At 73.4% G+C, this 25340-nt stretch carries 21 protein-coding genes and 1 tRNA gene; 9 read left to right on the forward strand and 13 right to left on the reverse strand.

The genetic code is table 11. The features are described from left to right. Window positions 1-12: 12 nt before the first annotated feature. Entirely contained in the window at window positions 13-1122 is a 1110-nt protein-coding gene (locus WMF28_RS19425; RefSeq protein ID WP_437603735.1) for a hypothetical protein, read from the reverse strand. A gap of 77 nt (window positions 1123-1199) precedes the next feature. On the opposite strand from WMF28_RS19425, the gene WMF28_RS19430 reads away from it, so the two are divergent. Beyond that, window positions 1200-2708: a sulfatase gene (locus tag WMF28_RS19430; protein ID WP_437603736.1), complete on the forward strand. Its 1509-nt coding sequence runs from the start codon at window positions 1200-1202 to the stop codon at window positions 2706-2708. Window positions 2709-2727: 19 nt separating this feature from the next. Here the strand turns inward: WMF28_RS19430 and WMF28_RS19435 are convergent, their stop codons facing one another. The 3 genes from WMF28_RS19435 to WMF28_RS19445 are packed head-to-tail and all read right to left on the reverse strand — an operon-like array spanning window position 2728 to window position 4825. Next, window positions 2728-3762 (reverse strand): hypothetical protein, encoded by a 1035-nt coding sequence (locus tag WMF28_RS19435; RefSeq protein ID WP_437603737.1) that lies wholly within the window; start codon window positions 3760-3762, stop codon window positions 2728-2730. Beyond that, on the reverse strand, window positions 3759-4169 hold the full coding sequence (locus tag WMF28_RS19440) for a hypothetical protein (RefSeq protein ID WP_437603738.1): 411 nt from the start codon (window positions 4167-4169) through the stop codon (window positions 3759-3761). Before WMF28_RS19440 ends, WMF28_RS19435 begins: the two co-directional genes overlap by 4 nt. After that, complete coding sequence (locus WMF28_RS19445) at window positions 4166-4825, reverse strand: hypothetical protein (RefSeq protein WP_437603739.1); 660 nt, start codon at window positions 4823-4825, stop codon at window positions 4166-4168. The genes WMF28_RS19440 and WMF28_RS19445 overlap by 4 nt, the downstream gene beginning before the upstream one ends. A 390-nt stretch (window positions 4826-5215) precedes the next feature. On the opposite strand from WMF28_RS19445, the gene WMF28_RS19450 reads away from it, so the two are divergent. After that, the gene (locus WMF28_RS19450; protein ID WP_437603740.1) at window positions 5216-5584 is read left to right on the forward strand and encodes a hypothetical protein; all 369 of its coding nucleotides are present in this window, start codon (window positions 5216-5218) and stop codon (window positions 5582-5584) included. Window positions 5585-5656: 72 nt separating this feature from the next. Here WMF28_RS19450 and WMF28_RS19455 read toward each other — a convergent pair whose 3' ends face one another. Together WMF28_RS19455 and mutY are read right to left on the reverse strand one after the other, a co-directional pair. Continuing rightward, window positions 5657-5872 carry a hypothetical protein gene (locus tag WMF28_RS19455; RefSeq protein ID WP_437603741.1) on the reverse strand — a complete coding sequence of 72 codons (216 nt, stop codon included), beginning with the start codon at window positions 5870-5872 and terminating at the stop codon, window positions 5657-5659. A 318-nt stretch (window positions 5873-6190) separates the two neighbouring features. Further along, window positions 6191-7501: an A/G-specific adenine glycosylase gene (gene mutY / locus WMF28_RS19460; RefSeq protein ID WP_437603742.1), complete on the reverse strand. Its 1311-nt coding sequence runs from the start codon at window positions 7499-7501 to the stop codon at window positions 6191-6193. Between the two features lie 142 nt (window positions 7502-7643). Here mutY and WMF28_RS19465 point away from each other — a divergent pair, with 142 nt between their 5' ends. The 4 genes from WMF28_RS19465 to WMF28_RS19480 all read left to right on the forward strand — a co-directional run bounded on the left by WMF28_RS19465 (window position 7644) and on the right by WMF28_RS19480 (window position 11016). Then, window positions 7644-8417, forward strand: a complete 774-nt coding sequence (locus WMF28_RS19465; RefSeq protein ID WP_437603743.1) for a hypothetical protein — start codon at window positions 7644-7646, stop codon at window positions 8415-8417. A 251-nt stretch (window positions 8418-8668) separates the two neighbouring features. Beyond that, window positions 8669-9175 (forward strand): hypothetical protein, encoded by a 507-nt coding sequence (locus tag WMF28_RS19470; RefSeq protein WP_437603744.1) that lies wholly within the window; start codon window positions 8669-8671, stop codon window positions 9173-9175. Between the two features lie 83 nt (window positions 9176-9258). Further along, window positions 9259-9666: a hypothetical protein gene (locus WMF28_RS19475; protein ID WP_437603745.1), complete on the forward strand. Its 408-nt coding sequence runs from the start codon at window positions 9259-9261 to the stop codon at window positions 9664-9666. Window positions 9667-9738: 72 nt separating this feature from the next. After that, window positions 9739-11016, forward strand: a complete 1278-nt coding sequence (locus tag WMF28_RS19480; protein ID WP_437603746.1) for a phosphodiester glycosidase family protein — start codon at window positions 9739-9741, stop codon at window positions 11014-11016. Between the two features lie 42 nt (window positions 11017-11058). Here WMF28_RS19480 and WMF28_RS19485 read toward each other — a convergent pair whose 3' ends face one another. Both WMF28_RS19485 and WMF28_RS19490 read right to left on the reverse strand, forming a co-directional pair. Beyond that, window positions 11059-12801, reverse strand: a complete 1743-nt coding sequence (locus WMF28_RS19485; protein WP_437603747.1) for an ATP-binding protein — start codon at window positions 12799-12801, stop codon at window positions 11059-11061. 25 nt (window positions 12802-12826) lie between these two features. Then, window positions 12827-15301, reverse strand: coding sequence for a hypothetical protein (locus WMF28_RS19490; protein ID WP_437603748.1), 2475 nt, complete (start codon window positions 15299-15301; stop codon window positions 12827-12829). Between the two features lie 303 nt (window positions 15302-15604). On the opposite strand from WMF28_RS19490, the gene WMF28_RS19495 reads away from it, so the two are divergent. Then, the gene (locus tag WMF28_RS19495; protein ID WP_437603749.1) at window positions 15605-17110 is read left to right on the forward strand and encodes a serine/threonine protein kinase; all 1506 of its coding nucleotides are present in this window, start codon (window positions 15605-15607) and stop codon (window positions 17108-17110) included. A gap of 13 nt (window positions 17111-17123) precedes the next feature. Here the strand turns inward: WMF28_RS19495 and WMF28_RS19500 are convergent, their stop codons facing one another. Then, window positions 17124-18203, reverse strand: a complete 1080-nt coding sequence (locus WMF28_RS19500) for a tetratricopeptide repeat protein (protein ID WP_437603750.1) — start codon at window positions 18201-18203, stop codon at window positions 17124-17126. Window positions 18204-18461: 258 nt separating this feature from the next. Here WMF28_RS19500 and WMF28_RS19505 point away from each other — a divergent pair, with 258 nt between their 5' ends. Next, window positions 18462-20243, forward strand: coding sequence for a protein kinase domain-containing protein (locus WMF28_RS19505; protein WP_437603751.1), 1782 nt, complete (start codon window positions 18462-18464; stop codon window positions 20241-20243). Between the two features lie 239 nt (window positions 20244-20482). Beyond that, window positions 20483-20746 (forward strand): GlsB/YeaQ/YmgE family stress response membrane protein, encoded by a 264-nt coding sequence (locus tag WMF28_RS19510; protein WP_437603752.1) that lies wholly within the window; start codon window positions 20483-20485, stop codon window positions 20744-20746. Here WMF28_RS19510 and WMF28_RS19515 read toward each other — a convergent pair. The 4 genes from WMF28_RS19515 to WMF28_RS19530 form a co-directional block, all read right to left on the reverse strand. Next, window positions 20707-21504 carry a hypothetical protein gene (locus tag WMF28_RS19515; RefSeq protein WP_437603753.1) on the reverse strand — a complete coding sequence of 266 codons (798 nt, stop codon included), beginning with the start codon at window positions 21502-21504 and terminating at the stop codon, window positions 20707-20709. The genes WMF28_RS19510 and WMF28_RS19515 overlap by 40 nt on opposite strands. A 143-nt stretch (window positions 21505-21647) precedes the next feature. After that, window positions 21648-23192 carry a serine/threonine-protein kinase gene (locus WMF28_RS19520; protein ID WP_437603754.1) on the reverse strand — a complete coding sequence of 515 codons (1545 nt, stop codon included), beginning with the start codon at window positions 23190-23192 and terminating at the stop codon, window positions 21648-21650. Between the two features lie 216 nt (window positions 23193-23408). Continuing rightward, the gene (locus tag WMF28_RS19525) at window positions 23409-24857 is read right to left on the reverse strand and encodes a flippase (RefSeq protein ID WP_437603756.1); all 1449 of its coding nucleotides are present in this window, start codon (window positions 24855-24857) and stop codon (window positions 23409-23411) included. Window positions 24858-25194: 337 nt separating this feature from the next. Next, window positions 25195-25267: transfer RNA gene (locus WMF28_RS19530), tRNA-Gly, on the reverse strand. Between the last annotated feature and the right edge of the window lie 73 nt (window positions 25268-25340).

Below are 25340 nucleotides of genomic sequence, written 5' to 3' on the forward strand. Positions count from 1 at the left end.
GTTTCTCTTGGGTCAGCTGTCGGTAGGCGCCGTCGAGGCGCGGCGCCAGTCGGGCGGCAGGTCGAGAAAGCCCTCGTTGCAGAGGAACTCGTAGAGCCCCTCGCAGACCTCGCCGCAGATCATGCTGAAGAGCTGGGGATCGGTGATGAAGAGGATCGTCTCGTCGCGCTCGGCGCCGGCCGTGTCGGCCAGCTGGGCGACCAGCTCGTCCTCGGCGAAGCCGATGAGCATCACCATGAGGTGGCGCTCGAACGCCGCGCGGAAGCGAGGGAAGGCCTCGCTCGTCACCTTGTACGCGAACGCCCTGCCCTCGAACGTGCCCGCGTCACGCACGACCCGCGCGGCGATCTCGCCGAGGCTCTGGGCGAGGCGCGCGCTGAAGAAGTCGACGAGCACGGCGTGCACCACCGAGACGATGCGCCTGAGCTCGCTCGATCGGCGCGACAGGAAGGCGTCCTGCATGTCCTTCGTGAGCTTCGCGAGCAGGTCGAACGACTGCTCCCGCGCCTCCTCGGAGGCGAACTCGAAGCCGTCGAGCTCGGTCTCGATCCGGTTCTTGTAGCGGGTCAGCACGTAGAAGAGCGCCTGCTCGCCGTGGTGGATCACCTTCGGCGCGCCGTCGCGGCCCCGCGTCTTCTCGTGGAGCTCGGACTGGAAGAACAGGCGGGCGAGGTTCTTGTGGATCTTCTTGAGCCGCCGCTCGACGAGCAGCGAGATGCCGTCCTCGCGGATGACCCGCTCGAGCAGGGTGCGGAGGGTCTTCTCGTGCGCGTCGCGGATCGCGTCGTGGTTCCTCGTCCCACGCTCCGGCGCGCCCGCGGAGGCCTGGATCACCTTCAGCTGGGCGACGACCTGCGCGGTGACCGCGTCGAGCTGGGGGTTGGTCTCGAGATCGGCGCGGTAGTGGACGATGCGGGCCTGCATCTGCTCTTCGAGCAGGCCGAGCGCCATCTCGGTGATATGGTCCTTCAGCGCCTGGCTGACGTGCTCGCCCACGCGCCGCGGCGCGTTGGGCGGGAGCGACCGCGGCGGCTCGAGCGCCGCCCTCTCCCCCGGCCTGGCACCGGGTTGCGATCGGCCCGAAGGCGGCAGCGGCGGCGGGTTCCGAGGGGCCGAGGCCATGAACAGGGAGCATACCGGAAGTCGCGCGCGGTGTGCGGCTTTGGCGGAGCGGCGCAAGTCGGAGTAAGACGGCGCTCATGCACACGGTCGCTTCACGTACGAGAGTCTGGGAACCGGAAGGACAACGCGCGCCCTCGTGCTCGGCGCCCCCTCTCGCGGCGCCCCCGCGCCTGGCCCGCCGGCGCCTCGCGGCGACGCTCGCGCTCGCGCTCGTCAGCGCCGGAGCGGGCTGCTCCCGCGAGGGCGACGGCCACCCCCCGCCCGCGCGCACGCCGGAGCCCACGGCGCGGCAGGAGCCCGTCGCGGCCGGATCGCAGGCCGCCGCGGAGGGGAGCGCCGCGGCGGCGGCCGACGGCACCGCCGCCGCGGGCAAGGAGGGCAACCCCGCGGAGGCGCCGGCAGCGCAGCGCCCGAAAATGAACGTGCTCGTGATCTCGATCGACAGCCTGCGCGCGGACATGCCGTGGAACGGCTACGAGCGCGACATCGCGCCCACGCTGACGGCGTTCGAGAAGAAGGCGGTCAGCTACACGCGCCACTATGCGATCTCGTCGTACACCTCGATGAGCGTCGGCGGCTTCCTCGCCGGCCGGTACCCGAGCGCGGTCGAGCGCAGCGGCTACTTCTTCGGCAACTACCCCGACAGCGTCGTGATGTTCCCGGAGCTCCTGCAGAAGGCCGGGGTGCGGACGATGAGCGCGCACGCGCACTTCTACTTCGACCAGAAGGCGGGGTTCCGGCAGGGCTTCGACGTGTACGAGATCGTGCCCGGGCTCTCGGCCGACAACACGACCGACCGGAACGTGACGAGCCCCGGGCACCTGGAGCTCGCGATCAAGATGCTCTCCGACAAGGCGAACACATCGGGCACCTTCTTCGCGTACTTCCACTTCCTCGATCCGCACGACGTGTACATGACGCACGAGGGGATCGAGCCGTTCGGCAAGCGCGCCCGCGACAAGTACGACGGGGAGGTGAAGTTCACCGACATGCACGTGGGAAAGTTGCTCGATTTCGTCGCGAAGCAGCCGTGGGGGAAGGACACGGCGATCATCGTGACCGCGGACCACGGCGAGGCGTTCGGCGAGCACAAGATGTATCGCCACGGGTTCGAGGTGTGGGACGTGCTCACCCACGTGCCGCTGATGATCCAGGCGCCCGGGGGGATCACCCCGCGCCGGATCAACGTGCCGCGCAGCTCCATCGACCTCGCGCCCACGATCCTGGAGCTGACCGGCGCCCCGCCGGAGCCGTCGTTCTCGGGCACGAGCCTCGTGCCCGAGCTCTACGGCGCGAGCGCCGAGCCGCGCGACGTCATCGTCGATCTGCCGCGCACGAGCGACAACGACCGGCGCAGGGCGCTCATCAACGGGCGGCACAAGCTCATCGCCTACGGCGACGACGACGCGTTCGAGCTCTTCGACGTCATCGCGGATCCGGGGGAGACGAAGGATCTCAAGCGCGAGCAGGCGGCCGTCTTCGAGGCGATGAAGGCGATCTACAGGGAGCGCTCCGCCGCCATCAAGGACGTCTGCCCGAAGAACACGGCGAAGCTCAAGGGGAAGAAGAAGAACAAGCCGTGCTAGCGGGCGCAGACGCTCGGAGCTAGCGCGCCGGCGAGGCGACGGTGATCGTCACGACGTCGTCCTCGCCCGCCTCGCTCGCGGCGCGCGCCACGAGGCGGGCCCCTCCGCACTCCAGGTGCAGCACGACGGGCGCCACCACCTCGCGGCTGCACGACGGATCGCCAGAGACGCGCGCCGCGAAGGCGCCGCGCGAGAGCTCGACCGCCAGGGAGATCCCGCCGATGCGGCCCTCGGGGTCGTCCGGGGCGACCTCGCGCGCCGAGCGCGCCTCCTCGAGGCGCGTGAAGAGATCGGGCCCCCGGATCGCGACCTCGATCGGGCGGCCCGCCGCGTCCTGGAGGACGGCGACCTCGATCTCCGCCTGCCGCGGCGCGCTCTCGCCGCCGGCGTTCACGACGAACGGGAGCGCGATCCGCTTCGCGCAGGCGGCGGCGCCCGGGGGCGCGCGCTCGTCGGCCGGCGCGCACCGGGGCGCCGGCAGCGTCAGGCTGAACGGGACGATCACATCGGCAGGCGCCTCCGCGAGCGGGCGCCCCCAGACCTCCCTGCCCAGGAACCGGCGCAGCCACGCGGCGAGCTCCTCGCGGATCCGCGCGCGCTCCGCCCGCTGCCTCGAGAGGTGCGCATCCGTCTGCTGGGCCGCGCGCGAGAGCAGGTCGCCGGCGCTGCGCTCCCGGACGAGCGCGCGCAGCCGGTGGGTCGCCTCCGCGCGGAATGCGCCCCTGGGCAGCGTGGCCAGGTACGCCGCGAGGCCGGCGGTGGTCCCGCGCTTCGCGGCGTAGTAGACCGGCTCGGCCCGCGCGAGGTACGCGCGCACCTCGGCGGCGAAGGCCCCCTCCGGGTGGCGCTCCAGGTAGGCCGACGCCGCCGCGAGCCGCCCCTCGAGGGTCCTCGATACGCGCGTCGCCCGGTACGCCGCATAGTCGTCGTAGCTCGCGAGGAGCGCCGGCTTCGAGGCGCACCCGGACAGGGCCGCGACGAGCGCGGCGCACGAGAGCCCCCGCGCGGCCCTCGCGAGGCGTCGGCCCGACGCGACTGCGCCGCGCCCGCTCACGGCGCCTCTTCCAGTGGGCAAAAATTGCACTCCGTCGGGATCGACGCGCCCTCGTCCGCCATGTGATCGCGGTACTCGCCGCAGCTCGCCGTGTTGAGCTTGTGCAGGCACACCTCGCCGTCGTGGACCAGCGGATAGCAGCCGGCCGGGAGCTCCGGCGCGGCCTCGAAGCCGCAAGCGGCGGCGCAGGCGCGCGTGCGCAGGCCACAGTCCTCGCACTGGGCGCAGTCGATCTGCGCCTTGAGCGCGAAGAACTTGTACGGGTCGAGCTCCTCCGGCGCCTGCCCGCAGCTGCCGATGTCGCCCACGACCGGCGCGATGCCCACGAGGAGCAGCAGCGCCGCGACCCCCGCGGCCTCGCTCGCCCGGAGGCGCCCGCGGCGCCGCTCGCGCCCCGGCGAGCTCATGGCAAGAGCTCGTGCTCGATCATGAGCCCGAGCTGCGCGGAGACGACCGGATAGACGGTGTACGCCGCGTCGTACGTCGCGGCGCCGTAGAAGAGATCCCCGACGATCTCGCCCGAGAGCGCCACGCCAGCGAGGAGGAAGTACCCGAGCCCCACGGCAAGCTCGCCGCCGACGTTCACGTCGGGCTCGATCAGGATCGCCGCGCCGAGGCGCCCGTACGCGAGCGCGCGCGTGAGGCCGCGGTAGGCGACGAAGTAGCTCGGCGTGAGCGACTCCTGCGGCACGCCGTCCACCGCGATCGACAGGCGCAGCGCACCGCCGTGCTGGACGCCATCGGCCGGCCCCAGCGCCAGCGCGACGCCGAGATCGAGGTACCCCGCGGTCAGCGAGAGCGACTCCGCCGTCTCCCCGAGCTGCGTCTGCAGGCGGTACGGGTTGTTGAACCGGATCCCGGTCCCCATCGCGAGGGTCGACACGACGCGCCCCGCCGTCCCCGGCGGCCGCGAGAGCGCGCGGTACGCATCGAGCGCGGCGCCCCCACCCTCCTGCGGCGCCTCCGCGCCGCGGGCGGCAGCAGGCTGGGCCGCGGCGGCGCGCCCGAAGGACGCCCCGAGGAGAACGGCCACGAGCGCAAGCCCGGTCCGGAGTTCCAGCATCGCCTCGATCCTTCTACCCCGAGGTGGCGCTCGCTGGCACGCTCAATTGCGTCCCGGCCGCGCGCGGCGCGCGCCTCGTCCGCGCGCCGCGCCCCGGCGACGGCGCAGCACGCAGCCTTCGGCACGGTCCTCGCCCCCGTTGCGTATCCGCCCGCTGCACCTGCGGACCGGACCCTGCATGGGGAGACCACCGTGAGCAATTCAAGCACCCGAGGCAGGCAGAGCACCGCCGCACCTTCGTCACCGCCACGCGCGCCGCGCACGAGCACGACGCAGCGCCGAGAACGAGAAGATCGCAGCGACCCGGGAAGGCCCCGCAGGCACGCGCAGGCTCCTCAGAGCGCCGCGCGCTGGGCCGGGACGAGCGAGCTGGACGAGCCGTTCATCGACATGATGGACGCCGCCGCGGCGCCCCCGCTGCGCGGCAAGGTGAGCCCGCGCAGCGAGATCAGCGACGTGATCCCGACGCTCGACGACGAGGTCCGCGGCTACCACCACCACCCGAACGATGCCGGCTGCACCGAGTTCGAGGTGAACCCCGACGCCGCCGACGCCGCCGCCGATCTGGCGAGCGATCTCGGGGCGGAGTTCCTCGAGGGAGCGACGCGGGGGCAGGACATCAGCGACGTCGTGATGTCGCACGACGACGACGACGGCGACCTGCCCTATCTCCTGGAAGACGAGGAGGTCGAGTCCGTGGAGCCGGATGCCGAAGATGACGAGCAACCTGTGACCCAGCGGATGCGAAGCGTGGGCTGAGAAGCAGCCCGCGCCGGCGCGGCGAGGCCGCGGCGCGCTCCGCCACGCGCGGCGCGAGCAGCCCCGGCCGGGTCACGCCTGCCCGAGCACGGGCAGCTCCGCCACCACCTCCCCGTCGATGCGGATGAAGGCCAGCAGGCCCTCGTCCTCGTAGGCCAGCACATCGAGCACGATCCGCTCGCACAGCGGCAGCACGTACAGCGCTCCGTCGTCCGCCATCACGGTCATGGATCGCACAGGTGCGCTCGCCGTGGGCAGCGTCTCCGTGATCCGTCGTCGCGCATCCATGTTGCTTGAGCTCCCAGGCTTGAATCGAGCTCCGGCCACCGCCGGCGCCGCGAGGCTAGAGGGCCTGCCCGCCCTCCCACCAAGCGCCTTCCGTGCCACCGCGCTCGCGCTGCAGCGTCAAAGCCGGCGACGTTCCACGGCGACATACGGGTTTCGCTCCGCCCGCGCCGCTGCGCCGCAGCAGCTCGGCCGCAAGCGGCGCCGCCCCCCGCCCGCAGCGGAGCGAGGCCCTTCGGAGCGCAGCGAGGACGCGAATTCGAGCCATCTCCGGCCTCTCCGCGGACCACGGCGCGCGCCCGCCCGCCCGGCCGCGCGCGTTCACCGCGGCCGACGCGCGCCTCCGGCGTCCGGCGCCGATGCCGCGGAAAGGACCTTTCGCGCGAGCTTGGAAACGCCGAACTCCAGCACGCCCGGATCGAGCCACGCCGCCTTCTCGTAGGGGGCGGCAAGCTTTGCCCGGCAGCGCCACGGGGCCGCCACCTCGGCGCGCGCCACCGTCACGTCGAGCCGCCGGTGCGTGAGGATGTGGCGCACGCGGCCGACCTCGCGGAGCGGCGCGTCAGGCCCGACGCCGACCTGCTCGAGGAGCGCGCGGGCGTCCGCGAGCGCGCGCGCCTCGACCATGGGCGGCTCCCAGAGCCCGCCGAAGAGACCTCCCTCGGCGCGCCGGGCGAACAGCACGCGGTCGCCCGATCGCACCACCGCCGCGACCATCTCGACCGCCGGGACGTCGCGCTTCGGGGCGATCACCGGCAGCTCCGCCTGCCGCCCCAGCGCGCGCGCGGCGCACGCGCCGTCGACGGGACAGGCATCGCAGCGGGGGTTGCGGGGCGTGCACACGGTCGCGCCGAGCTCCATCAAGGCCTGGTTGAAGCGTCCCGGATGGACGCTGCCCGCGGGGCCCCGCACGAGGCGTTCCGCGGTCGACCAGAGCTTGCGCGTGCCCGAGGCGCTGCGGATGTCGTCGTCGATGCCCTCGATGCGGGAGAGCACCCGGGCGACGTTGCCGTCGACGAGAGGCACCGGCTGATCGTACGCGATGCTCGCGATCGCGCCCGCGGTGTACGCGCCGACGCCGGGCAGGGCGAGGAGCGCCGGGACGTCGCGGGGGAGCGCGCCGTCGTGGCGCGCGGTGATCTCGCGCGCGGCGAGGTGGAGCACGCGCGCGCGGCGGTAGTAGCCGAGGCCGCTCCACAGCGAGAGCACGTCGTCGATCTCCGCGGAGGCGAGGGCGGAGACCGTGGGGTAGCGGGCGAGGAAGCGCTCGTAGTACGGGATCACCGTGTCGACGCGGGTCTGCTGGAGCATCACCTCGCTCAGCCAGATCGCGTAGGGGTCGCGCGTCCTGCGCCACGGCAGGTCACGCGCGACGCGGTCGAACCAGGCCCCGAGGGCGGCCGCGATCTCCCGGTCGCGCTCGCTCGGGTCCGGCGGCGCCGGCGGGGACGCGCTCGCGCCCTGCTCACCGGACGAGGCGCGGCGGCGCGGCGCGCGCTCCTGATCCTGGTTCTGGCGCGAGCCCGCGCTCGGACGCGCGGGTGTCTGGCGTGAGCCCGCGCTTGAGCGCGCGGGTGTTGTCTGGCGTGAGCCCGCACCGGAACGCGCGGGCGGGCGGGGCGTCGTGCTCACGCGCGAGGGGCCCGCCCTCTGCAACGTCGGCGCGGATCGCGCGCGTCGTCGTGCCTCGCTTTGTGCGGATTGCGCGGCCGCCGCTCGCTGCGCTCAGAAAACGCTTCCATCGCGCGGGACTCTAGCGCAAGAGCCGAGCGCGGTGTCGTCCCGGCGCCCCTGCCCCTCCCTGCTCTTCCCGAGGGCCGCGCGCCTCTGCGCCGCGTTGCTCCTCGGGCTCGTCGTGGCGGGCTGCCGCGATGAGCCGCGTCCCTGGGAGGGCAAGCCCGGCCCCCCGGTCGTGCTCTCGGCAGCGCCGCCGAACGTGGCCGTCACGGTCGGGGCCGGCGGGCTGTCGGACGCCGACGCGGGACAGGGCGAGGGCGACGCCGGAGCGCCCGCGGATCTCGACCTGCCGGTCCTCCCGGTGCGCGTCGGCGGGCCCTGGGTGCGCTGCTACGGGAACTTCAGGATCAGCGGCAATCCGGTGAAGGACGTCACGCGCCTCTCGCTGCTCTGCGGTCCGGAGAACGGCATGCGCCGGCTCTCGCCCAAGCCGATCGAGGGGCAGGTGGCCGAGGGCGGGGCGATCGTCACGGAGCAGCTGCAGGCGGTCCGGGGCGCATGCTACCGGGTGTTCGCCGTCGGCGGACCGGGGGTCATCAACCTGGACGTCGCCGTGCGGAGCAGCCGCGGGGCGATGATCGCGAGCGACGGCACCGAGGACGCGTGGCCGATCGTCCAGCCGGATCGGCCTTTCTGCCCGCTCGAGGACGACGACGCCACCGTCGAGATCAGCGCTCGCCGCGGCGCCGGCCGGTTCGCGGCGGAGGTGTGGATGCTGAAGTCCTACAAGCGAGCGCGCGAAGGCGACGCTGGCGCGGAATCCGACGAAACCTACGAGATGCACGAGACGGACGCTTACGAGGAGCTCTGAGCCGGCGGCGCGCCCCGCGATCGGCAGGCGCGCGGACGCCGCGGAGCCGCGAGGTTCTGTCCTGGTCGCCACGACCTCCCGCCGCGCGGCCGGGCTCGAAGGCCGAGCTCTCCCGCCAGCGGACCGACGCGCGAAAGGCTCCCCATCGTCATCAAAATCCGGCAGATCCATGGACCATGGCGCGACGCCGGCACCCTGCACGAACCCCTGCATTGACGTGGCCGCCCCGTCCCGCTAGGGGAGCCCGAGCCATGGCCGACGACACCGAGCCGCTCCGCGAGGACGAAGGGGACAAGGTGGAAGGCGAGGGCGAGAAGAAACGCCTCTTCGAGCGCGCTATCCCCGAGCTCTTCAAGCGCGTGGTCGAGCGCGCCGTCGAGAGCGGCATCGACAGGCTGAGCGAGGGGCCCGAGAACCTCCGGCACTTCGTGGGCGACCTCAAGCTGCCCAAAGAGGTCCTCCACTACCTCTATACCCAGATCGACGAGACAAAGAACGGTCTCTACCGGGTCGTCGCCAAGGAGATCCGGGATGTCCTCGAGCACACCCAGTTCGCGGACGAGATCACGAAGGTGCTGACGAAGCTCTCCTTCGAGATCAAGACCGAGATCCGCTTCGTTCCGAACGATGCGGCCAGGAAAGACGACGGCCAGGACGAGCCGAGGACGGGCTTGCCGAAGCCGGAGGTGACCGCCCAAGTGAACGTCAAGGATCGAAGCAAAGAGACCGGGCGAGACCGGCGCCGTGAGGAGAAGTGACGACGAAGAAGCTTAGGACTGGCGGCGAAGTCGACGCCTGGTGCACCAAGTGCCGCCTGGACCTCACCCACCGGATCATCGCGATGGTCGGTGACGTGGTGAAGAAGGTCGAGTGCAAGACCTGCATGTCCCACCACCTCTACCGCCAGCCGAAGAGCGAGCGCGAGAGCCGGGCGGCCGCGCGCGCCGCGTCGCGGAGCAGCGGCGAGCCGAGGGCGACGTCGTCGGCCTCGACGCGCGGCGGCGGCGTGGAGCGCCTCACGGCCGCCCAGCGCGCCGAGCGCGACCAGACGCTCGCGTGGGAGCGCGCCATCGCGGGGAAGCCCTCCGGGGCGTTCAAGCCGTACCGCATCACCCTCACCTTCGGCGAGGGAGAGCTCATCCACCACAGCAAGTTCGGCGACGGCGTGGTCGCGAAGGTCATCGATCGAGGCAAGATCGAGATCCTGTTCAAGGACGGGCCCCGGACGATGGCGCACGGGCAGCCGTAGCGAGCGCGGCGGCGCTCGCCCGCAGCCCGGAACTTGGGGCTGCCCGCACGATCGGGTAGCCTCTTTATCGCCGTGGACAAGCCTTCGCCCCCTTTCGCCAGCGAGCCCCCGCGCAGGCGTCGGTCCCACCCGCGCTTACCCGAGCGCGCGCTGCGCTGCGTCGCGGTCTGCGCGATCGCGGTCGAGGCGCTCTGGTACGGCATCCATGAGGTCCGCGGCTTCGGCCCGGCGCTGGCCGACGGGGCGCGGGCCGTGGTCGGCCCGGCTCCGGTCGCGTGGGCCGAGGACGTGGCCTACGGCGTCGCCGATCGCCTGAACCAGGCCATCTACCGGCACGCGCCCCCGAAGACGTTCTGGGAGCCCGCGCCCGCCGCCGCGGCGGAGGCCGTGAAGGACAGCGAGAGCCTGGAGACCGAATCGATCTCGCCCCCCTCCTCGTTCGAGCCGCCCTTCCGCGAGGTCGCGGCCACGGGCGACGGCGTCTGGGCGCCGGTCCCCGACGCCGTGCGACCCGGCGGCGCCCCGGTGCTCTGGAGGAGCGTCGTGCACCCGGATCCGAGGCGCGTGTTCGCGGCGATCGCCGTGGTGGCGATCGATCTCGGGCGCGTCGACCTCCGGCTCGTCGCGGGCACGAAGGAGCCGTTCTCGCCGGACATCCCGGCCGAGCGCCGCCCGGGGCTCGTCCCCGAGGGCCACGCCGGAGGGCTCATCGCCGCCTTCAACGGGGGCTTCAAGGCGATGCACGGTCACTACGGGATGATGCTCGACGGCGACACGTTCCTGCCGCCGCGCGACAAGGCGTGCACGATCGCCCTCTACCGGACCGGCGCGGTGCGGATCCGCACCTGGCCCCAGCTGCGCGCCGACGAGGCCCGCATGGCCGCCTACCGGCAGACGCCGCCCTGCCTTGTCGAGCAGGGCGAGCTGCACCACTTGCTCTACGACTCGAACCGCGACTGGGGCGCGACCGTGAGCGGCGAGACGGTGATCCGGCGATCGGCGCTCGGCGTCGACGCGGCGGGCAAGCTGCTCTTCTACGGGCTCGGCGAGGCCGTGACCGCGCGCACCCTCGCCCAGGGGATGAAGGCCGCGGGCGCGCACGACGTGGCGGAGCTCGACGTCAACCACGCCTACCCGCGCTTCCTTCTGTACGAGCGCGGCGCGGACGGCGAGGGGCCGCGCGCGCGGTCGGCGCTGATCCCGGACGTGCAGTTCAAGCCGGAGGAATACGTCGCCGAGCCGGCGCCGCGCGACTTCTTCTACCTGCGGCGGCGGCGGCCGACGGCGCCGCTCGGGCTCGCCGATCGTCCGTCCCCCGCCGCCGACGTCCTCGGCCGCAGCGGGCGCTGATCCTCGATCCGCGGCGCCCCGGCGGATCGCTCGCCGCGGACGCTACCGCCGGTCGAGCAGGTCGCGCACGCGCTGCGCGAGGGCCTCGGGGGTGAACGGCTTCTGCAGCAGCACGAGCTCGCGGTCGGTCTCGGCGCCCGCGAGGACGTCCTCGGCGTAGCCGGACATGTACAGCACGCACGCGCGCGGCTGGATCGCGAGGGCGCGCTCCGCGAGCTCGCGGCCGTTCATGCCCGGCATCACGAGGTCGGTGAGCAGGAGGTCGATCGCCTCCTCCCCCTCGCCTGCGAGCGCGGCCAGCGCTTCCTCGCCGCTCGCGGCCGAGAGCACGCCGTAGCCGCGCCGCTCGAGCACCTCGACGATGAGCTTGCGCACGGCGTCGTCGTCCTCGACGACGAGCACCGTCTCATCGCCGCCGGCCGGCGACGGCCGGGCGCGCGCGGGCGCCTCCTCGGAGCGATCCTCGACGCGCGGCAGGTAGACGCGGAACGTCGTGCCGCGCCCGACCTCGCTCTCGACCTCGATGAGCCCGCCGCTCTGGCTCACGATCCCGTAGACCGTGGCGAGGCCGAGCCCCGTGCCCTTGCCGCGCGCCTTCGTCGTGAAGAACGGCTCGAACAGGTGCGTGAGCGTGTCGTGGTCCATCCCGTAGCCGCTGTCGGCCACCGACAGCACGACGTACGGCGGACCGCTCGCGGCGGGCGCGTCGCCCTCGTCCCGCTCCGCGGGCACGAACGACCGCGCCGCGGGGTTCTGGCCGGGCTCGCCGAGGGACGTCTCGACGACGAGCCCACCGCCCCGCGGCATCGCGTCGCGCGCGTTCACGACCAGGTTGAGGAGGACCTGCTCCAGCTGGCTCTTGTCGAACTTGATCGACCCGAGATCCCGGCCGACGTTCGTCTTCAGATCGATGTTCTCGCCGATGAGGCGCTGGAGCATCGTCTGCATGTCGAGCACCACCGCGTTGAGGTCGAGCACCTCGCGCTGCAGCACCTTGCGGCGGCTCATCGCGAGGAGCTGCCGCGTGAGCGCCGCGGCGCGCTCCCCGGCCTTCGTGACCTGGAGGGCGTCGCGCCGGAGCGCGCTCTCGGTCCCGAGCCGGCGCAGGAGGAGCTCGCCGTAGCCGAGCATCACCATGAGCATGTTGTTGAAGTCGTGCGCGATGCCGCCGGCCAGCCGGCCGAGCGCTTCCATCTTCTGCGACTCGCGCGATCGCTCCTCGCGCTGCCGGAGCGCCTCCTCGGTGCGCCGCCGCTCGGTGATGTCGCGGAGCAGGACGAGGGCGTGCCCCTCGAGGAACGGCATCATGCGCGCCTCCACGTGGCGCTCTCCGCCCGCGCTCGGGACGGCGTGCTCGAGCGCGACCACGGCGCCCGTCTCGTGGGCCTCCCGGATCCCGCGCTCCAGCTGCTCCCCGAGCTCGCCGGGGAGCACCTCCGCCAGGCGCTTGCCCAGCGGCGCCTCGGGCGCGACGCGGAGCGCGGAGAGCCGCGGCTCGTTGTGGTCGACGATCCGGAGCTCGGCGTCGACGCGGAAGCAGAGGTCCGGGATCGCGCGGAAGAGCGCGCGGAGCTCGCCCGTGGCGCGCGCGAGCTCCGCGGCCAGCCTGGCCTCGGTCTGCGGGGCCTCTGCGGGCGCCGCCGCCGGGGTGGCGCCGCCCGGCGCGGCGCTGGCAGGCGCGGCGCCGCCCGGCGCGGCGCTGGCAGGCGCGGCCGCCGAAGCGGCGCCTGCAGGCGCGGCGCCATCGTGGACCGATCCCTCGGGATCGAGGTCGTCGTCGGACACGTGAAGCCGCGGAGCCCGCATGCGCTCAGCCGCCGGTCTTTTCCGCGGCGCCGCTCTCCAGGTTGACCGTCCAGCACACGGCGCCCGCCGAGGGCTCGCCGCCGGACGGCCCCACGCTGACCTCGGCGCGCGCCGGCCCGACGGCCCGGATGTAGAGCCGCTGTCCGACGGCGTCGCGCCCGAGCGCGCAGGCCGCGCGGCGCACCCGCGGATCGTCCGCCGCGACCTCCCCCTCGTCCTCGACCGCCATGAACAGGATCTCGACCTCGGGCTTCAAGCAGGCGCCCATCTCGCGCCAGGCGTCATAGTCCACCGACGGATCGAGGACGTCGGCGAGCTGCCCGTGGCGGGCGCGCCCGACGCGGTAGCGGAACGCGTCGCGCTTCTCCGCGCGGAGCGTGGCCCCGATCCGATCGAACCGCAGCGACAGCGCGCCGAGCGCGGTCGCCATCTTGACCGTGGGCGCGCCCAGGTTCGCCTTGTCCGGCTCCTTGAAGCGGTGCACCTGCACGCCCGCGGGCAGCACGCCGGCGAGCAGCTCCGCGAGGCGCGGGTTCATCCCGAGGCGCCCGCCGAGCAGGATCCGGAGCCCCTGGTAGGGATCCGGCTCGCGCCCGATCTTGGCCACCGCGACGCCGAGGTGCTGCCGGAACACGTCGATCGCGTCCCGGAGCCACGCGTCGATCGCGCCGCTCAGCGCGCCGCGATCGATCGAGAGCGGCACCACGGCGCTCTCCCCGTCGAGCCCGACCAGCGCGAGCTTCTCCTCGACCGGCGCGCTCGGCCCCCCTTCGAGGAGAGGCCGCAGGAGCTCCTTGAGCGCCCAGGTGTTGGCGCGCGCGTCGGGCGACGGGGCGAGCCGATCTTCCGCGCCGTCGAGCGCGCTCTCCTCGGCCGGGCGCTCGAACGGGATCCGGCGCTCGCTCATCGCGGCCTGGCTGGCCGCGTACACCCGGTAGGCGAGCCGGTGCAGGAGCCGCTCGCCGCCGAGCCAGGGGATCGCCGTGGGCTCGAGGTACTCGACCATCCGCTCCAGCCCCTGCGCGACCTCGTGGCCCTTCGCGCTCCGCAGGATGCCGAAGGCGATCCCCGCCTCGCTGGCCCCGGCGTCGATGACGCAGAACGGGACGCCGCCCTCGCGCGGCTGGATCCCGAACATGCGGAACGCTTGCACGGCGTAGGCGATCGCCGACGGGCCCGCGTCGACGACCTGGAGGCCGTCGAGGTCGTGGTACTCGCAGAGGCCCGCCGGCAGGCTCCGGAAGAGACCGCGGCGGAAGGCGACGAGCACGCTGGCGCGGCGCTCGGGCGACCAGCCCGTCGGCATCGTGATCGCGTAGCGCGTGGAGATCCCCCGCGAGCGCTGGTTCAGCTGCAGGCCGACGTAGTACGCGTAGAGCTCGATCGGGTCGAACGGGTCGTGCGCGCCGATCCCTTCCTCGTCGATGATGGGCGGCGCCGGCTTCTTCAGCGCCTCGGCGGTGTCGGGGTCGCTCCTGCCCCGGAGCCGGAACGGCTCGCCGCGCTCGGTCCGCTCGCGCAGGAGCGTGACGGCCGGGAGGGAGGCCGCGGCGCGCTCGTGGGCGCCTTCGCCCGGCCGGAGCCGCATGTCGCGCGCGGCGTGCCCGACGAGCACGTCGCCCCAGCGCGTCATCGGCAGGATCACCCGATCGCGCCACGCCTTCGTTGTCCGGGCCAGCGCCTCGAACGCGACCTCGCTCGGGTTCTCGTTGTCGGCCGACACTCGGACCGGGCCGTTGGCTCCGATCCGGACGAACTCGGCGCCGCCGCGCTCTCCCCGGACGGCGACGACCGTCGACGCGGCGCCGACGTCCACGGCGACCCAGTCGGCGCGCACGTCGAGCCGCGGGTCGCGCCGCTTCACCTCGGGCGGGATCGGATCCTTGTCGGTCTTGCCTGTGCGCCGGTGCAGCCCGACCACGCGGCCCTGCCGGAGGATGGCGATCGACGTGGCGCCGAGGAAGCGCGCGCCCGTCCAGAAGCCCTGCGCGGGGTCGACCAGCGTCGTCCCCTTCACCGGATCGAGGTTCGCCACGACCTTGGGGAAGAAGTCCGCGATGTGCTCCGGCGAGGCCACCCCGTCGTAGCGCTCGACCTTGATCGGCGGCGAATAGTAGTTCTGGAGCCCTTCCCCGAAGATGCGCGGACTGACCTGGATCAGCTTCAGATAGGGGATCGGGCAAGTCTGCTCGTCGAGGCGGAACTCCTGATAGAGCGTGGACGGAGCGATCGCGTTCTCCATCTCGGGCGCGATGCGGGGGACGCTCGCGCTCATCTCGGTGCCGAAGTACATGAACTTCGTGCCCGCGTGCCCCGTGAAGGCGGCAATCCTGACCTCGTTGAACGTCGCCTGCCCGACGATGAGCGGCGGTAACGCGATCACGTAGTCGAGCACGAGCGTGGTGAGCCACGGCTGGTCGAAGAGGCGCGATTCCCAACGCATGACGAGCGTCGGGAACTCGCGACCGGCTAGCGACACGATCTTCTCCGCTTCGCGAACCAGGGCTCCATCGACCGATAGCTCGTAAACCGGCATACGAGGGCGACGTTACCACGAAGATCCCCTGCGCCAGCGCCGCGGATGCGCGGAGCGGGGCTTTCATTCCGCCCTCGGGCAGAGGGCGCTCTGCTCGACCCCGCCCGACCAACGCGGAGGCCCGCGGTCGGGCAGGCAGTAAAGGCGACGCGGCGGGCGCGCTCGCCCCGCGAGGGCGTAGGCCGGGCTCGGGGCACCGTGCTAGTCTGGCCGGGTGATCTGCTTCTCCGCACCGGGAACGCTGTCATGAGCCCCTTGGTCGGCGAGACCATCGATGGCAAGTACCGGATCGTCCGGCTGCTCGGCCAGGGGGGCATGGGCGCGGTCTTCGAAGGCGAGAACGTGCGCATCCGGCGCCGCGTCGCCATCAAGCTGCTGCACGCGAGCATCTCGAGCCAGGCCGAGTCGGTCGCGCGCTTCGAGCGCGAGGCCCAGGCCGCAGCGCGGATCGGCTCCGATCACATCTGCGAGGTGCTCGACCTCGGCGTGCTGCCCGACGGCACGCGGTACATGGTCATGGAGTACCTCGAGGGCGAGACCCTCGGGGCCAAGATCGAGCGGATGGGGCGGCTCGGGCCCGAGATCACCGTGCCGATCATGGCCCAGGTGCTCGAGGCGCTCGGCGCCGCGCACGCCGCGGGGATCATCCACCGCGATCTCAAGCCCGACAACATCTTCATCGTCCCCTCGAAGGCCGGGCTCAGCAACTTCGTGAAGGTGCTCGATTTCGGCGTCTCGAAGTTCTCGCCGCTCGCCGGCGCGGAGATGAGCATGACGCGCACGGGCGCCGTCGTCGGCACGCCGTACTACATGTCGCCCGAGCAGGCGCGGGGCTCCAGCCCCGTCGACCAGCGGACCGACATCTACGCCATGGGCGTGCTGCTCTATCAGGCGACGACCGGTCAGGTGCCGTTCGACGCGGCGACCTTCAACGAGCTACTCTTCAAGATCGTCCTCGAGACGGCGCCGTTGCCCCAGCAGCTCGTGCCCGACCTCGACGTCGAGTTCTCCGGGATGATCCAGAAGGCGATGGCGCGCGAGCCGGGGGCTCGCTTCCAGAGCTGCGCGGAGTTCAAGAGCGCGCTCCTCGCCTGGGCTGCCGCGCGGCCCAGCCTGGCCTTGCTGAGCACGGGGCGGGCCTCCATCCCGCGGCTGTCGCTGCCGTCCCAGCCCGAGACGACCACGCTTCCGCCCGTCCGCCCCGACACCCCCCCGTGGGGGAGCCAGAACGGACCGACGGTGCCCGGCATGGGCCACACGCCGCAGCTGACCGCCAACTCGTGGGGCGCCTCGTCCGGCGTCACGGGCCGCGCGACGCGGCCCCCGTCCAGGGTGCCGATCCTCGCCGCGCTCGCCGCGGCGGCCACCCTGTTCGGCGCGGGCCTCGCCGTCTGGTTCGCCTTCGGCCGCAGCGGGACGATCGGCGCGGCGACCCCGGATCCGGGCGCCGTCAGCGCGACCGCCATCCCGACGCCGCCTCCACCGCCGCCGGTGACGGCGCCCCCGTACGAGCCGCCGGTCGTCACCGCGAGCGTCACGGCCGCGGAGCCCGCTCCACCCGCCACCGTCGAGCCTACCGCCGCCCCGGCGGCCTCCTCGGCGCCCGTGAAGCCGCTCCCGCCGCGGACGCCGCCTCCCCAGACGAGGTCCCCGCCCGTGACGAAGCCGCAGAAGCCGGTGCCGCCGACGAAGCCGAGCGCGCCGCCCCAGAAGCCGCAGAAGCCGGGCGTTCCGGGCGACTTCGGCTACTGAGCGCGCGCTCCCGTCAGAACGCGCCGCGCACCCCGAGCCCGGTCGGTGTCACGTAGGGGGCGATCCAGGCCGAGCTCGACGGCTCCGGCCTGGACGTCAGCTCCAGCACGATCAGCGTCGCGCCGCCGGCGAGGAGCACCCCGCCCGTGATGAGGTTGATCGTGCCGGTCGTCTGGTGCGACGCGGCGTCGGCGTCGAGCCGCTTGATCCTGTTCTGGATCAGCGGACCGCAGCTCGCGCCGACGCCGTTCGGCGACTCGCACCGGTTCGCCTCGCTCAGGTCGTTCGCCTCCTGCTGCGTCGCGCCCCCCTTCGCCAGGAACACCGAGCCGACCACGATGCCGCCGAGCCCGAGCGCGGCGGCCGCGATGCCCCCACCCAGCATCAACACGTTCGTCTTTCGCTCCGGGCTGCCCGGTGGGTCGACGCGGGGAACCTCGCCTGGCCCGCCGCTCCAGGTCCCCTGCCCATGCCCCGAGCCGTCTGGCGAGGGCGCCATGGCCGGGCTCTCCGGGACCGGGATCTTCAGCTCCTTTCGCTCGCCGTCGCCAAGGGAGAGCGCCTGCTCGATCGGCGAGAGGCCCGGCGGAATCACGGTCACGATGTAGTTGCCGGGATCGATCGGGCGGTGCACGCCGAGCAGCGCCTCCGCGACCGGCTGGCCGTTCAGCTTCACGACGATCTTCCGGCCGGCGGCGCCCTCCAGCGCGATGCGCAGCGACGCGATCCTTGGATCGACCGCGGCGAGCTCTTCCCTCGCGTCCTGCTGGGCCTTCTTGAAGGGAGACGGCGCGGTGGGCGGCAGCTCCTCGCGGACGATCCTCAGGTACGTCTCCTTCGCCGCGACGAGCCGGCCGAGGCGCATCTGCGCGCGCGCGATCAGCAGGAGGTGCGTCGGTGCGTGCACGACCGCCTCGGCGCGACCGAGCAGATCGATCGACTCCTCGAAGCGACCGGACGTGAACGCCTCGGCGCCCTGCGTGGCCAGCGACCGGGCCACGGCTCTGTCCTGGTCCGACTGCGCGCGAACCTCGCCTGTCGGGAGCAGCAGGAACAGCGCCGCAGCGAACGGAACGCATCGTCTCAAGAGCACTCAGGCCTCCTCGCGCGCCACGCTATCACAGGCCGTCGACAACGGAACAACTCAGCCCCGCAGCGCCGCCGTCCTGCGCGCTGTCCGGCGTTTCGCGGGTTTCGCGGCGCCTTCCCGCGCGAGACGCGCGCCACGGGAGCGACGCGGCGCGCGCCGAGCCTGAGCGCGCAGCGCGGCCGCGCCTGACGCTCCGTCCGCGGCCGGCTGTGAACCGTCCGCACAGCGCGATGGCACCCATTCTGCTGCGTGGGACGCGCCATGGACTGCCTCCGCTCCTCCGCGCCCCTCGACGCGGGACTCCCGTCCTCAGAGCGATTCCTCAGGGGACGCCTGCTCGGCGGGCGGTACCTCGTCGAGCAGATGATCGGCGCCGGGGCGATGGGACGCGTCTACCGTGCGCGGCACCTCGGGCTCGGGCGCGCGTGCGCGGTGAAGATCATCCGCGAGCGCGCCGCCTCGCCGCGCGCGCCGGGCAGAGCGGGCCGCCGCGTCTGCACGACGCGCGTCGCCTCGCCGCCGCGCCGCGAGGGCCCGGGGCTCCGGGGATCGAGCGGCGTGAGCGAGCGGTCGCGGACCGACGCGAGGTCGCGCTCCGGCGGCGGCGCCCGCGCCGGGGACGCGGTGCTGAGGTTCCACGTCGAGGCGCTGGCGGCGAGCCGGCTCGATCACCCGAACATCGTGCGGGTCCTCGACTTCGGCTGCGAGCCGACCGAGGCGCTCGGCGCGGGCGCCGGCGGACATGAGCCGGAGCCGCCGAGCCTCTGGTACCTCGTCACCGAGCACCTCGACGGCGAGGACCTCATCGATCTCCTGAACGCCACGCCGATCCTGCCGGCGGAGCGCATCGTCGCGATCATGCGCCAGCTGTGCTCCGCGCTGCAGCACGCGCACGACGCGGGCGTCATCCACCGCGACGTCAAGCCCGAGAACATCCGCCTGGTGCCCCGCGTCGACGACGACGGGGCGCCGTTCGAGCAGGTGAAGCTCCTCGACTTCGGGACGGCGAAGCTGCTCCACGACGAGCGCTCCGGCGCGTTCCCGGACGCGCCGCTGCTCGCCATGCCCGCCGACGACGGCCGGCTCGTCATCGGGACCCCCGCATACATGAGCCCGGAGCAAGCAGCAGGGCAGCCCGTCGACGCGCGGAGCGACATCTACGCGTGCGGCGTGCTGCTCTTCGAGATGGCGACCGGGCGACTCCCGTTCGAGCGCCCGACGCCCGTCGCGCTCGCCGCCGCGCACGTCGAGTCCCCGCCGCCCCGACCGAGCGCGCTCCACCCGGCGATCGATCCGGATCTGGAGGCGCTGATCCTGCAATGCCTGCGCAAAAATCCAGACGATCGCCTGCAGAGCGCGCGCGCCCTGCGCGAGGCGCTGGCGCACGTCGCGCGCCGCCGGGCGCGCTCCGCCGTGGAGGATCGCCCCGCGGCGCCCTCCGCGCACAACTCCGACGCGGCGCGCTCCGCGGACGGCGCGGCGGCGGCGCGCTCCGCGTGCGCCTCAACGTGGGTCGGGTACCGCGCCCCGTCATCTCTCCCGGGGAGCGCGCCGCTGGATCAGCCCTGCTCCCCGCCGGATGCGCGGCGCGACCCCTCGTCCGCTCCCACCTGGGTCGGCCACCGCTCCTCGCCCTGCCCGCCGGCTGCGCTCGTCGAGCTCGCCGCGTCACCGGCGGACGCGCCGCCTCCCTGCGCCGCGGCGCCACCTCCATCGCCCGCTCCGGCCAGCGCGCAGCGCAGCCCGGAGCTCGACGCCGCGCTCGAGCCGATCCTCTTGCTTCGCGCGCGCCTGCCCGGTGGGCTGCGGAGCCAGGTCAGGCTGCGCCGGCGTCGTCGCCGGCGGCTCGCTCCGGTCGTGGTCGGCACCGTCGCGGCCACGGTGCTCGGCGGATCGCTGTGCCTGCTCTTCAACGCTGCCGGCGCCCCGCTCGCCCCGCCCTCGCCGGGGGACGAGGGCGACGCGCCCCCGGCGGACGACGCGCGGCCGAGGGCGATCCGCGCGGCCGAGCCGGAGCACACCTGTCCCCGCGAGCTGCCGTGAGCGCCGCCGGATCAGGAGACCGGCCTCGAGGTTGGCGCGCCGGATGGGGCGCCGATGTACAACCGATGCCCATCGCCGCGCGCCGGATGGCGACGCCGTTCACGCTGGCCGCCGAGCCTCCGCTTCAGCCCGGTGCGAACGGAGCTCACCGCGGACGGCACGTCGTCTGCAAACGCTGGCCTCCGCGTTGACGCTGGAGGACGCCCCTCGGCGTCACCCGGTGTCGAGAGGAGCAAACCATGTCCGTGCTGTTGTGGATCCTGTTTGGGCTCATCGTCGGCGTCATCGCCAAGCTGCTCACCCCCGGGCGCGATCCGGGCGGCTTCGTGGTGACAGCGCTGCTCGGCATGGCTGGCGCCCTGCTCGGCGGCTTCATCGGCCGGGCCCTGGGCCTCTACCCGTCGTATCAGTCGAGCGGGGGCTTCTTCATGTCGATCCTGGGCGCCATCATTCTCCTCGCCATCTACAACGCGACGCTCGGTCGGAGAGCGACGAGGCCCTGATCGCCCTGCCCCGTCGGAGCGGGCTGCCCGAGCAGCGCGGCAGCCGGCACCACGCGGGCCGGCCGGGCGCGCCGATCCAGGCGAAAATCGAGCGCGACCTCCGGCGGCAGCGGGCGGATGGCGCCCGCGCCGTAGCAGCGGCGATGGACGAGATCGCCCGGCCCCGCGCCCTGCCCGCCGAGCTGGTGGCTCCACCACCGCGAGTAGACCGTCGGGCGCGCGGGATCGACCGAGAGCAGCTCGGCCCGCTCGAGCCGCACCTCGCTGTGATCGCCGCGATCGGCCACGCCGTGCTCGACCGCGAGCCCCCCGTCGGCGCCCACGCTGTAAACGATCCTGAACCCCTCGACGTCGCCCTTGCCGTAGGCGACGCGCTGGAGTCCCGGACCGAAGAGCAGCCCGTGCGTGTAGACGAGGTCCACGGCGAGCGCGGGCAGCACGGTCCACGTGAGCCAGTTGTTGCCCCAGGGCCGCTCCTCCGAGAAGAAGGCGTAGTAGCCGACGGAGACCTCGCCGCGCTCGCCCGGCGAGCTGCGGTAGTACAGGACGTCGCCCAGCTCCCCCGCGCTCGCGACCGTCGAGCCGACACAGACGGGTTGCTGCTCGATGGCCGCGCCGATCGCGCTCGATTCCGCGGGCGCGACCGGCTCGCCGGCGACCGGCCGCGGCAGCGCGCTCCCGCCGGTGGCGCTCGCGAGGAGGGGGACGGACAGCGCGGCGAACACGAGGGAGCGGCTCAGGAGATTCCGGAGGTGCATCAGGGCGGACTAGGCTAGCGAGCCCGTCCCTGCCCGCGCCATCGCAAAGGGCCGTTCGCGTTCGGCGCATCACGGCGGCGTTGCCGAATGGAGGTCTCCCGGAGATCACGCGAGCTCCGCGCTTTCAATGCCGCGTTTGCGCGCTAGCCGGGTGCGCCGCGGCTCGCCGGCGCGGCGCCGCCGTCGAACGCGCCGATCGCCCTGCCCGCGAGCGCTCCGGCGGCGAACGTGACCGCCGCGATCACGAGCCAGTGCAGGAGGCGGGCGCGCCGCGGCGGGCGCGCGTCTCTCCAGTGCGGCGTCACGGCGTTCCTGGCCTCGCTGCGCTCGCTCTCGGGCTCCGTCGCGCCCGCGCCCGCGTCGAGCCCGCGCGGCCCGGACGTCATCTTCGTCTCGCTGCGCTCCTCCCCCGAGCGGCTCGCCGCGATCCGCCGCGCGCCGGCGCGCCCGCGGAGCCCGGCGGATCTCCGGCAGCCCCGCACGAGCAGCGACCGGTGCCGATCGCGCCCGCTCGCGATCTCGCGCACGAGCGCGGCGATCTCCTGGCCTGCGAGGAGGCCGCGATCGCTCGAGCTCGGCTCGTCGCCCCCGCCCGGCGCTCTGCGCAGCGAGGCGAGCACCTCGGCGAGCGCCTCTTCCATCTGCGCCGCGGTCTCGAATCGGCCGTCGGGATCGCGCGCGAGCGCGCGCCGCACCGCCTCCTCGAGCAGCGCCGGGCACGCCGGGCGGAGCGGCGCGATCGCCGGCACCTCGCCGGAGAGCACCGCGCCCATCGTCGCGCCGTCCTCCTTCCGGTGGAACAGGCGGCGCCCCGTCAGCAGCTCGAAGAGGATCACCCCGACCGCGAAGAGATCGGCCCGCGCGTCGATCCTCTGCCCGCGGAGCTGCTCTGGCGCCACGTAGCCGAGCTTGCCCTTCACCGTGCCGGCGCCGCTCGACGGCGTCGCGTCGCCCGCCGAGCCCGGGGAGCCCAGGGGGAAGGCGTCGTCCATCCCGCTCATCGCGGTCATCTTCGCGACGCCGAAGTCGATGAGCTTGATCTCGCCCTCGAGCGAGAGGAGCACGTTCTGCGGGCTCACGTCGCGGTGCACGAGGCCGACGAGCCGCCCGCCGTCGTCGCGGAGCTCGTGCGCGAGCGCGAGCGCCCGCAGCACGCCCAGGCCGATCTCGAGGGCTGCCTCGAGCGGAAACGGCCGCCCCTCGGCGAAGAGGGCGCGCGCTGCCACCGCGAGATCGCAGCCCGGGACGTACTCGACCACGAGGTGATGGCGCCCCTCGTGAAAGACGAAGTCGTGGAACCGGATCACGTTCGGGTGCTGGAGCCGTGCGCTGATCCACGCCTCCCGGAGGAACATCCGCACGATCGACGGATCCCGCCTCGCCTCCGGGCGAAGGCGCTTCACGACGACGGGGTGCGCGATCCCTGCCGGCCCGCGCCGGCACGCGAGGAACAGCTCGGCCATGCCGCCGGCCGACAGGCGCGCGAGCAGCGCATAGCCGCCGTCGCCCATGGGCAGGTCCATCTCTCGGGGCCTCCACGGCTGCTCCGCCGCGCGCACATCGTCTCGCCCCGGCATGCCGAACGCGCGGAGCGAGGACGGCCGCCGCGCCATCCATTGCCGGAGTCGCCCCACCCCGGCCAGCCCCCGGACCTGCCCGCGCCGCCACATCGTCCCTTCGCTATTCACGCTGCATGCCACGGAGAGAGCCGCAGCACCGTCACCTCCGAGCAACAGGCATCGCGCGCCCCTGCGTGGATCCCGCCGGATGAGCGCGCATGTCGGCAGCCGCGGGTCCCCGCGGCGAGCGCCGCTTCCGGTGAAAAAACCGAATTTTCGATGGCCCCTGGTTCGGCACGGGAGCGCAGCGGGCCGCGCGGCGCCCCGCCCTCGGCAGAACGCGGATCAGGCCGCGGTGGCGGGCGAGGCGCGGACGCGCCGCGCGAGCAGCGCGCGCAGCTCGCGAAAGGAGACGGCGCGCAGGGCGAGCAGCAGCACGACGTAGACGGCGATGCCCACCGCGATCGACGCCCACATCCCCGCGAGGACGCGCGCGGCGTAGGCCGCGCTGGCCATCACCGCCGTCGCGACGAGGACCGCGGCGATGCGGCCGAGCTCGACGAAGGGGGCGAAGCGCGCGGTCAGGCCCCACGACGCGACCAGCAACGCGGCGCTGACGGCGAGCGTCGCGCACGCGGCGCCCAGGGCGCGGTAGCGCGGCAACAGGAGCAGGTTCAGCGCGACGTCGGCGACGAGCGCCACCGCGAGCAGCTTCACCATCGCGATCTCGCGCTTCGCGGCGAGCAGCGGCAGCGTCACGACCTGGAACGCGAACATCACGGGGACGCCGCAGGCCAGGACCCGGAGGACGTCCGCCGCCGGGGCGTAGTCGCCCGCCGGACCGTAGACGAGCTGGATGATGTCCGGCGCGAGCAGGACGACGCCGGCGGCGACCGGCAATCCGACGAGCGCGGCGACGAGCATGCAGCCGCTATAGAGGCGCCCGAACGCGTCGCGATCCTGGGCGTAGAGGCGCATGCCGGCCGCGAAGGCGGCGCCGAGCAGCACGTCGGGGAGCATCCTGAAGTTCTCGTTCAGCACCCAGGCGGCGCTGTAGACGCCCACGGCCTCCTCATCGCAGAGGGCGCGGAGCATCACGCGGTCGGTCTGGAGCAGCGCGCTCGCGAGCGCCCCGAGCGCGCCGATCGGCAGGCTGCGCTTCGCGATCTGCCAGAGCTCGGCGGGGGGCGTCGTGAGCTCGGGTCGGTAGAGCCGGGAGCGGAGATAGTGCGCGGTGATCCCGAGCTCCAGCACGTTGCCGAGCAGGAACGCCGCGGCCGCGGCGACGACGCCGAAGCCGAGCGCCAGCAGGGCCGTCGAGAGCGCGATGACGAACAGCCGCGCGCCGAGCTCCGCGTAGAGGATGTACTGGAACCGCTCGTGGGCCTCGAACGAGAGCCACATGGTCGAGTAGAGCAGCGTCGCGAGCTGGGACGCCGCGGCGAGCACGACGAGCTGCGCGCCGAGCCCCGAGCGCGTCGCGAGCACGACGGCCGCGGTCGCGCCGAGGACCAGGGTCCCGGTCACGCCCCGGAGGGTCAGCGCCGCGCCGAGGTGACGCGGCCCGAGCTCCGGCTTCACGGCGATCTCCCGGGCGACGTATCCCCTCACCCCGATGCCGGCGGCGATCGTGACGATCCCCGCGATCGCGAGCGATGCCTGGAACTCCCCCCAGGCGGCGACCCCCACCTTCCGCGCGAGATAGCCGACGAACACGACGCCGAGGACGGCCATGATCGCCTGCTTGAGGAGCATCAGCGCCGCGTTCAGCGCGATGCGCCGGCCATCCTTCATGAACACCTCCAGGTGTCCCCCTGGGGTAGGGCGCCGCGGTCCGCGCAGCGGGACCGGCCCCGATCCGAGCGTCGTGCGCCCCCAGAGCGCGTCCGTCTCGCGCGGCGCGCGCTGACGATGCGGCGCGCGGCGCGCGCTGACGATGCGGCGTTCGCGCTCGCCACGAGCGCATCCTGCAGCGCGCCGGCGCCGCGGCGCTCACGACGCCTGCGGCGCTCGCCGGCTCCGATCTCAGCTCGAGGAGCCGTCTCGGGCGACGCCGATGCAGAAGGCGCTCATCGTGCCCGAGGCACCACCAGGAGGACCGCCAGCGCAAGAGGGGGCCGGCAATCCTCGGAGCGGGACACGGGATTCGAACCCGCGACCCTCAGCTTGGGAAGCTGATGCTCTACCAACTGAGCTAGTCCCGCGTGAGGTGGAGGAAGCTTCTACCGAATCCGGAGCCGCAGAGCAACCCCTTCATTTCGTTTTCCGTCCCCGCGT

Origin of the sequence: Sorangium sp. So ce590 (assembly GCF_051521365.1) — a bacterium.
Classification (GTDB): domain Bacteria; phylum Myxococcota_A; class Polyangia; order Polyangiales; family Polyangiaceae; genus Sorangium.

Excerpts from the sequence above, each read along its gene's own strand:
- WMF28_RS19425 (WP_437603735.1), bottom strand. The coding sequence starts at position 1,122 with ATGGCCTCGGCCCCTCGGAACCCGCCGCCGCTGCCGCCTTCGGGCCGA.
- WMF28_RS19430 (WP_437603736.1), top strand. The coding sequence starts at position 1,200 with ATGCACACGGTCGCTTCACGTACGAGAGTCTGGGAACCGGAAGGACAA.
- WMF28_RS19440 (WP_437603738.1), bottom strand. The coding sequence starts at position 4,169 with ATGAGCTCGCCGGGGCGCGAGCGGCGCCGCGGGCGCCTCCGGGCGAGC.
- WMF28_RS19445 (WP_437603739.1), bottom strand. The coding sequence starts at position 4,825 with ATGCTGGAACTCCGGACCGGGCTTGCGCTCGTGGCCGTTCTCCTCGGG.
- WMF28_RS19450 (WP_437603740.1), top strand. The coding sequence starts at position 5,216 with ATGATGGACGCCGCCGCGGCGCCCCCGCTGCGCGGCAAGGTGAGCCCG.
- WMF28_RS19455 (WP_437603741.1), bottom strand. The coding sequence starts at position 5,872 with ATGGATGCGCGACGACGGATCACGGAGACGCTGCCCACGGCGAGCGCA.
- WMF28_RS19470 (WP_437603744.1), top strand. The coding sequence starts at position 8,669 with ATGGCCGACGACACCGAGCCGCTCCGCGAGGACGAAGGGGACAAGGTG.
- WMF28_RS19475 (WP_437603745.1), top strand. The coding sequence starts at position 9,259 with ATGGTCGGTGACGTGGTGAAGAAGGTCGAGTGCAAGACCTGCATGTCC.
- WMF28_RS19495 (WP_437603749.1), top strand. The coding sequence starts at position 15,605 with ATGAGCCCCTTGGTCGGCGAGACCATCGATGGCAAGTACCGGATCGTC.
- WMF28_RS19505 (WP_437603751.1), top strand. The coding sequence starts at position 18,462 with ATGGACTGCCTCCGCTCCTCCGCGCCCCTCGACGCGGGACTCCCGTCC.
- WMF28_RS19510 (WP_437603752.1), top strand. The coding sequence starts at position 20,483 with ATGTCCGTGCTGTTGTGGATCCTGTTTGGGCTCATCGTCGGCGTCATC.
- WMF28_RS19515 (WP_437603753.1), bottom strand. The coding sequence starts at position 21,504 with ATGCACCTCCGGAATCTCCTGAGCCGCTCCCTCGTGTTCGCCGCGCTG.
- WMF28_RS19525 (WP_437603756.1), bottom strand. The coding sequence starts at position 24,857 with ATGAAGGATGGCCGGCGCATCGCGCTGAACGCGGCGCTGATGCTCCTC.